This is a genomic window from Pannonibacter sp. Q-1, assembly GCF_054073275.1.
In genome coordinates, this window is the sequence record NZ_JBSXNB010000007.1 from 299506 (window position 1) to 306965 (window position 7460).

7 protein-coding genes are annotated in these 7460 nt (G+C 66.8%); 2 read left to right on the forward strand and 5 right to left on the reverse strand.

Annotated features, from left to right (window positions below; translation table 11 throughout):
- Positions 1–17: 17 nt before the first annotated feature.
- Together ACVNHC_RS19885 and fhuB are read left to right on the forward strand one after the other, a co-directional pair.
- A complete protein-coding gene (locus tag ACVNHC_RS19885; RefSeq protein WP_457168977.1) occupies positions 18–923 on the forward strand; it encodes an ABC transporter substrate-binding protein in 906 nt (301 codons plus the stop codon).
- On the forward strand, positions 923–2893 hold the full coding sequence (gene fhuB, locus ACVNHC_RS19890) for a Fe(3+)-hydroxamate ABC transporter permease FhuB (RefSeq protein ID WP_457168979.1): 1971 nt from the start codon (positions 923–925) through the stop codon (positions 2891–2893). The genes ACVNHC_RS19885 and fhuB overlap by 1 nt, the downstream gene beginning before the upstream one ends.
- 6 nt (positions 2894–2899) lie before the next feature.
- Here the strand turns inward: fhuB and ACVNHC_RS19895 are convergent, their stop codons facing one another.
- From ACVNHC_RS19895 to ACVNHC_RS19915, 5 genes are all read right to left on the reverse strand, one after another.
- Complete coding sequence (locus ACVNHC_RS19895) at positions 2900–3784, reverse strand: SMP-30/gluconolactonase/LRE family protein (RefSeq protein ID WP_457168981.1); 885 nt, start codon at positions 3782–3784, stop codon at positions 2900–2902.
- A 466-nt stretch (positions 3785–4250) separates the two neighbouring features.
- A complete protein-coding gene (locus ACVNHC_RS19900; protein WP_457168983.1) occupies positions 4251–5333 on the reverse strand; it encodes an ABC transporter ATP-binding protein in 1083 nt (360 codons plus the stop codon).
- A gap of 46 nt (positions 5334–5379) precedes the next feature.
- Positions 5380–6219, reverse strand: coding sequence for a carbohydrate ABC transporter permease (locus ACVNHC_RS19905; RefSeq protein WP_050475316.1), 840 nt, complete (start codon positions 6217–6219; stop codon positions 5380–5382).
- A 13-nt stretch (positions 6220–6232) separates the two neighbouring features.
- On the reverse strand, positions 6233–7159 hold the full coding sequence (locus ACVNHC_RS19910; RefSeq protein WP_457168986.1) for a carbohydrate ABC transporter permease: 927 nt from the start codon (positions 7157–7159) through the stop codon (positions 6233–6235).
- A 95-nt stretch (positions 7160–7254) separates the two neighbouring features.
- Positions 7255–7380 carry a hypothetical protein gene (locus tag ACVNHC_RS19915; RefSeq protein WP_457168988.1) on the reverse strand — a complete coding sequence of 42 codons (126 nt, stop codon included), beginning with the start codon at positions 7378–7380 and terminating at the stop codon, positions 7255–7257.
- Positions 7381–7460 lie beyond the last annotated feature (80 nt).

Sequence of the window (7460 nt, forward strand, 5' to 3'; positions counted from 1 at the left end):
CGGCGGGGGCTCATTGCATGACGGACAGACGCACGCTCCTTGCCGCCGCCCTGAAGGGCACCCTCGCCGCTGCCCTGCTGCCCCTTGGCGGAGCGCCCTTGCGCGCAGACGGAAGGCGGCGGATTGCGGCCATCGACTGGGCGGCAGCGGAATCCCTCATGGCCCTTGGCCTGCCGCCGCTGGCGGTGGCCGACACCGGCTATTTCAACCAGCGCATGCCGCAGGCCCTGCCGCCGGTAACGCAGGACATCGGGCCCTTCTGGGCCGTCAATCTGGAACTCCTCGACCGGCTGCGCCCGGATCTGATTTTTCTGGGCGCGCCGAGCCTGTTCATGACGCCGCTTCTCAAGGACATTGCGCCGATGGAGGTGGTGGCCGAAGGCGGCAGCGGCGGGCGCTCCGCCGCCATCCTGCTCCAATGCGCCGCAGCCGCCGGCCTGCCGGACACCGCCGCAACCGCCCTGCTGGCCGGGATTGCCAAAGAAACCGCCGCCCTTGCCGCCCGCCTTGCGCAGAGCCTTGCCGAGGCCCCGCCGGTCTGCATCCTCCTGCCGGACCAGAGCGGCGGGCGCGCCACGATCTACGGCAAGGGCAGCATGCCGGACACGGTGCTGACGCGCCTCGGGCTCAGCAACGGCTGGACCGGGCCGGTCAATGCCAGCGGCTTCACGCAGGCCGGGATGGACCGGCTGATGCCGCTGGAAGACGCCATCCTCATCCAGATCACCATTCCCTCGCTGGAGGCCCAGACCGAACGGGCGCTCGGCAACAGCCAGATCTGGCAGCAGCTTCCCGCCGTGCGGCAGGGGCGGCTGGCGCGGATCAGCCAGTTCTATCCCTTCGGCGGCTGCCTGTCGGAGCTGCATCTCGCCCGCTCCGTTGCCAAAGCCGTTCTGGACCTGACGCGGGAGAGGAAATCCTGATGCCCGCCGCCGGTCTTCCCGCTGATCTACCGCAGCGCCCAGCCCTTCGCCCAGTCCTTCGCACAGCTCTTCTCACCGGCCTGCTGGCGGTGCCCGCGCTGGCGCTGGCGGGACTGGCCATCGCCGGCACGCCAGATCCGCTGATCCTCACCTACAGCCTGCTGCCGCGCATTCTGGCAGCGCTGGTGGCCGGGGCGCTGCTGGGGCTGGGCGGGGCCGTGTTCCAGCGCGTCTTCAACAATCCCCTGGCCGAGCCGTCGCTGCTGGGCATCACCGGCGGGGCGGCGCTGTGCATGGCCGCAACGCTGGTGCTGGCGCCCGTCCTGTGGTCGCAGGGCTATCAGATCGTGGCGCTGACCGGGGCTGGCCTTGCCCTTGCCGCCGTGCTCGCCATCGCCTGGGGGCCGCATCTCAATTCGCAGAAGCTAGTGCTCGCCGGGGTGATGGTGAACCTGCTGTGCAATGCCGCCTATTCGCTGCTGGTGCTGTTCAACCACGACTTTCTCAGCAACCTGCTGACCTGGCAGGCCGGATCGCTGCAACAGAACGGCTGGGCCGCGCCGCTGCGGCTCACGGTTCTGGCGCTCATTGCCATCATCCCCCTGTGGCTGCTGGAACGGCCGCTACGCCTGCTGGCTCTGGGCGATGCAGGGGCCACAAGCCTTGGCCTGCCGGTGCGCATGGTCAAGCTGCTGATGCTGGGCCTCGTTTCCTGCCTTGCCGCCTGCGTGACGGCGGAATTCGGCCAGATCGGCCTCATCGGTCTGGCCGCCCCGGCCCTTGCCCGGGCCATCGGCCAGCGGGCAAGCCCCGGCCTTGCCACTGCCGCCCTCACCGGTGCGCTGCTGCTGCTCACCGCCGACCAGTGCATGCGGCTGCTGGCGCCCCTTGCCGGGGATCTGCCAGTGGGTGCGGCAACCGGGCTTTTCGCAGGCCCCCTGCTCATCCTTCTCGCCCGCCGCGCCGCGGGCAGCGCGCCGCTGAATTTTCAGCTGCAGGCACCGCAGCGCAAGGCCGGAGCGCGCCTCCTGCTGCTGCTGGGCCTTGCGCTGACACTGGCCTTTGCCGCAGCCCTCATCGTGGGCCGCGTGCCCGGCGGCTGGTCCCTTGCGCTGGACGGCGGGGATCTCGCCCGCATCTGGCAATGGCGCCTGCCCCCGCTGCTCGGCTCGGCCAGTGCGGGCCTCTGCCTTGCCCTTGCGGGCCTTCTGCTGCAACGCCTGCTGCGCAATCCGCTGGCCAGCCCGGACCTGCTCGGCATCGGCCATGGCGCAGGCCTTGCGCTGGCGCTGGCGCTCGTCATTCTGCCCGCCGCCAGCGCCCCGGCGAAGCTGGCCGTGACGCTGACCGGCGCCGGGCTCGCCATGCTGGCGGTGACGCTGCTTGCCCTGCGCAGCCGCTTTGATCCGGCGCGCATGCTGCTGATCGGTGCCGGCATCGCCAGCACCGCCAATGCCCTGCTGGTGCTGGTGATGGCCGGCGGCGGTCAGCGGGGCGCAGCGCTGCTCGGCTGGTTCTCCGGCATCACCTCCTCCACCAGCCTGCCGGTGGCCGTGGCTGCCGCCCTCACCGGCAGCGCCTGCCTTGGCGGAAGCCTGCTGCTGAGCCGCAGGGTCGATCTGGTGGCACTGGGAGAGCCTGCCGCCATCAGCCTCGGTGTGCCGGTGCGCCGCACCCGCATTCTGGGCCTGACGCTCGCGGCCCTTGCCACCGCCGCCGGAACGCTCGTCACCGGCCCCGTCAGCTTCATCGGCATCCTCGTGCCGCATCTCGTCACGCGCCTCGGCTTCCGGGGCACGGCCAGCGCCAGCATCGCCTGCGGCCTCACCGGCGCGCTGCTGATGACGCTGGCCGAATGGGCGAGCCAGACCCTCGCCTGGCCCTGGCCCCTCTCCCCCGGCCTCCTCGCCGCCCTCCTCGGCGGCCCCTGTTTCCTGTGGCTCCTGCGGCGGCAGACGGCGCAGGGGTGAGGGGCTTCACCCCCGCCACACCGGCTCCGCCAGCCCCTGAAACGGCAGGTGCACGGCGTAGATATCGCCGCCGGAGGTGCCGTTGTTGAGGGAGGTGATGACGGCGGTGCGCAGGTCCGGGCCGGCGAAGCACAGGTTCGTCAGGTTGGGCACATCCGCATGAATTTCCGCATCAATCCGCCCCTCCGGCGTCAGCCGCAGAATGCGGGCGCTGTCGCTGGCGGCAATCCAGTAGCAGCCGTCCACATCCATGGCCGCCCCGTCCGGCCTGCCGCCCAGCAGGGCATGGCTGGCGAAAGGCTGCGGGTTGGAGCGGTCTCCCGTCTCCGGGTCAAAGTCGAAGCGGGTCACGTGGACGTTGGAAACATGCGAGTCCGAGACATACATGCGCCGCCCGTCCGGGCTCCAGGCAAGGCCGTTCTGCACCCGGAACCGCCCGCCGCGCACGCTGACCTTACCCCCGGTATCCAGACTGAAAAGCCCGCCCCACTGGCCCTCCTCCGCCGGGCGCGGTGACAGAGACCCGGCCCAGAACCGGCCCTGCCGGTCGCAGGCCCCGTCATTCATGCGCCAGCCGTCCGGCAAGTCGGGCCCCATGCCGAAGCGGAAGACGGGACCGGTCTCTTCCAATGCCAGATGCGCAAAGCCGCGCGAGGTTGCGGCCATGAAGCCGCCTTCTGCGGCCAGCACCATCGCGCTGACCTTGACCGGCAGATCCCACTGCATCAGCCTCTGCCCGTCCGGCAGCATCCGGAACAGCCGCTGATTGGGAATATCCACCCAGTAAACCCGCCCGCCGCGGACATCCCACACGGGACTTTCGGCAATGTGACAGCCGGGGCTGGCGATCCTTTCGGCCTGAAAACGGGCCGGTGCAAGGCGGGATGTCATAACGGCAAGCCTTCCGGTTGGTGGCGGCGGTGGAAACGCGAGAGGCAGAACGTCTCCGCTCCCTCCCGCTGGTGACTGGTGGATTCACACATCAGGTCCGGAAACTGCCCGCAATGAGGCGTTTGTTTTTCGGGAGGACGCCAGCCGCCCCCCTCCCCCTGGTGGGGAGGGGTAAGGGGTGGGGGGCTCTGAGCCTGCAACTCTCTGAAAGACAGATGTTTTTCTGAAGAGACAACAAGAAGAACGGCTGCGCAGAACCAATGGATGCTCTGCGAGCCGGAAAGGCTTTCCCCCCACCCCTAACCCCTCCCCACCAGGGGGAGGGGGGCTGAGAAGCTGTGCCGAAATAACCAGACGCAGGCTTTTCCCAAGGCCTCACCAGCTCCAAACACGATATGTGTACCCGGCAGCCCCTCAAAGGGGAAAGGAACGGGTCCCTCACCTGCCATCCAACCCAAACACGCCATCACTGACGGGGGATACGCCGCTGGCTGGTCTTGTCAAACAGCAGGATGCGGGCCGGATCGGCGCGAAGGCCGATGGTCTCCCCTGCGGCCAGCGCACTGCGCTGCTTGGAGGAGACGAGAACCTTGCCAGCCTGCGTGTCGCAGAACACGGTTGTGTCCGAGCCGGTCGTCTCCACCGTCCGCACCACTGCAGGCAGAATGCCGGGCGTACCGGTTTCGGTGATTTCCAGATGCTCGGGCCGGATGCCGGCCAGCACCCCGGCCCCATCCTCCACCGCATGCGCCCCTGCCAGCGGCAGGTCCACGGCGCAGCCGGACAGGCTCAGTTGCCGGCCCTGATCCCCCACGCTGGCCGTCAGCATGTTGATGGCGGGCGAGCCGATGAAACCGGCCACGAAGACGCTGTCCGGCTGGTCATAAAGCGCCAGCGGCGTGCCCACCTGCTCCACCCGGCCATCGCGCAGCACGACGATCTTCTGGCCCATGGTCATGGCTTCCACCTGGTCATGGGTGACGTAGATCGAGGTGGTGCCGAGGCGCTGGTGCAGCTCGCGGATCTCGCCGCGCACCTGATTGCGCAGCTTGGCATCAAGGTTCGACAGCGGCTCGTCGAAGAGGAAGACGGAAGGGTCCCGCACGATGGCCCGGCCCATGGCGACACGCTGGCGCTGGCCGCCGGAAAGTTCCTTCGGCAGGCGGTCGAGCAGCGGCTCCAGATCGAGCATCTTCGCCACCGCATCGATCTTGGTGCGGATTTCCTCCTTCGAGGCCCGGCGCAGGCGCAGGGCAAAGCTCATGTTCTCGCGCACGCTCATCTGCGGGTAGAGCGCATAGGACTGGAACACCATGGCGATGTCGCGGTTCTTGGCCTCCAGATCCGTCACATCCCGGCCGGCAATGTGGATTTCTCCACCGCTCACCTCTTCCAGCCCCGCAATGATGCGCAGCAGCGTCGACTTGCCGGATCCGCTCGGCCCGATGAGGACGCAGAACTCGCCCTCCTCGATATCGATCGACACGTCCTTGATGACGCTCACCGCCCCGAACGACTTGGAGACGCCTTTCAGCGATACAGCTCCCATCTCATTCCTCTCCAGTTTCCGGTCCAGTTTCCGGTTTTCCGGGGCGTCAGCCCTTGACGGCGCCGGCCATGATGCCGCGGTTGAACTGCTTCTGCAGCAGCAGGTAGACGATGATCGGCGGCGCCATGGCAATCAGCGTGGCAGCGACGAAGATGTTCGGCGTGATGGTTTCATCGACCCGCAGCGCGCCCAGGATGACCGGTACCGTGAACAGGTGCTTGTCATTCACCACGATCAGCGGCAGCAGATACTGATCCCAGATCATGATGAAGCCGAAGATGAGCACGGACCCCAGCGCCGGGCGCACCAGCGGCAGCACGACACGGCTGAAGATCTGCCACTCGTTGGCCCCGTCGATGCGGGCTGCTTCCTCAAGCTCCTTCGGGATGGCGCGCATGAACTCGGTCAGCATGAAGATCGAGAAGGCCCAGCCCACCACCGGCAGCACCATGGCCGCATAGGTGTTGTAGATCGAGGCATCGATCAGCGGCAGCCGGGCCTGCACCACCAGATAGAGCGGGATCGAGATGATCTCCTCCGGCAGCATCATGGTGCTGAGGATCAGCAGGCTGACAACCGCCGCCCCCCGGAATTTCTTGCGGGCCAGCGCATAAGCGGCCAGCGCGCTGACACCGGCCTGGAGGAACGTGCCGGTCAGCGCGACGATCATCGAGTTCAGCAGATAGCGCCAGACTTCCATGTTGATGAGGGCGGCGCGGAAATTCTCCAGCGTCGGCTCCACCGGCAGCAGCAGCAACTGGCCGGGCTTGAGGATCAGGCCGCTGAAGGCGGTGATGACAATGCCCCAGAACGGGCCGACGAAAATGGCGATCACAGCCACATACATCAGCAATCTGCCGAGGCGGGAGAGAAGGGACGGACGCATCGGAAAACCTCCCTTACTTGACCAGCCTGGACTTGATCAGCGTGTGCAGCACCGTCAGCAGGATCGTGAACAGCAGCAGCAGCAGCGACACCGCCGAGGCATAGCCATATTCAAGGTTCTGGAAGCCGGTCTTGTAGATATGGGTCATGATCGTTTCCGTCGATCCGGCCGGCCCGCCGCCCGTGGTCGCATAGACCTCGGCAAAGACGCGGATGCCACGGATGAAGGACAGCATGATGACCACGGAAATCGCCGGGATGAGGCCGGGCAGCGTCACATGCCACAGCACGCGCAGGCGGCTGGCGCCATCCACATTGGCCGCGTCGTAAAGCTCGCGGTTGATGCCGGCAAGGCCCGCGACGAAAATCAGCATGTCATAGGGCGTGCTCTTCCAGATCTGCATCAGGATCAGCACCCAAAGCGCCTGATTGGGATCGCTCAGAAAGCCCTGCGGCGCGATGCCGACAAGGCCGATCAACTCGTTGGCAAGGCCATAGTGGGCCGGATTGAACAGCAGCCGCCAGATTTCGGCGATGATCGCGGCGCTGGTGATGGCCGGCAGGAAGATGGCCGTGCGGATGATGCGCAGGTGCCGGGCCTGCCCCTCCAGCGCCAGCGCCAGGAAGAGCCCCAGCGTGGAGGCGCAGAGCGTGGCGGCCACCACATAGATCAGCGTGTTGACGACAGCCGAGCGCAGGTCCGGATTGGTGAAGGCGGCAATGAAGTTGTCGAAGCCAACCCACTCGCTGTCGCCGTAGAACTGCACCTCATAGAAGGACATGTTCAGCCCCGAGAGCATCGGGTAGAACTTGAACCAGGTGAAGATGACCAGTGCCGGCAGCACGAAGAGCCATGGCACCGCAGCCCGGCGCAGGCCCGGACGGCGGCGTCTGGCGCGCTTGCTGCCCCGGTCCAGGGCAAGCCCGTTTGCTGCTGACATGAGAACCTCTTTGTTGCGCAAGGATCAGGACTGATGCCGGACTTGCAATGAGAAGGCCGGTTCCGGGTACACTACCCGGAACCGGCCGTGACACCTTACTCGGCCAGAGCCTTCTGCTTGCGCAGTTCGGTGGCAATTTCCTCATCGATCTTCGCCAGCTCTGCCGGAATGTCGGCATTGCAGTTGGAGAGGATCTTGTTGAAGCCTTCAGCCGTCAGCATGCGGATCGGGATCCATATGTGGACGGCCCCGTGGTCGCAAGGTTTAAGTTCGCAGGTGCTCCGGATCGCTTGCGGTCATA

What these genes read in the sequence shown, in the direction of transcription:
- ACVNHC_RS19885 (WP_457168977.1), top strand. Translation starts at nt 18, where the DNA reads ATGACGGACAGACGCACGCTCCTTGCCGCCGCCCTGAAGGGCACCCTC.
- ACVNHC_RS19915 (WP_457168988.1), bottom strand. Translation starts at nt 7,380, where the DNA reads ATGCTGACGGCTGAAGGCTTCAACAAGATCCTCTCCAACTGCAATGCC.
- ACVNHC_RS19895 (WP_457168981.1), bottom strand. Translation starts at nt 3,784, where the DNA reads ATGACATCCCGCCTTGCACCGGCCCGTTTTCAGGCCGAAAGGATCGCC.
- ACVNHC_RS19900 (WP_457168983.1), bottom strand. Translation starts at nt 5,333, where the DNA reads ATGGGAGCTGTATCGCTGAAAGGCGTCTCCAAGTCGTTCGGGGCGGTG.
- ACVNHC_RS19910 (WP_457168986.1), bottom strand. Translation starts at nt 7,159, where the DNA reads ATGTCAGCAGCAAACGGGCTTGCCCTGGACCGGGGCAGCAAGCGCGCC.
- fhuB (WP_457168979.1), top strand. Translation starts at nt 923, where the DNA reads ATGCCCGCCGCCGGTCTTCCCGCTGATCTACCGCAGCGCCCAGCCCTT.
- ACVNHC_RS19905 (WP_050475316.1), bottom strand. Translation starts at nt 6,219, where the DNA reads ATGCGTCCGTCCCTTCTCTCCCGCCTCGGCAGATTGCTGATGTATGTG.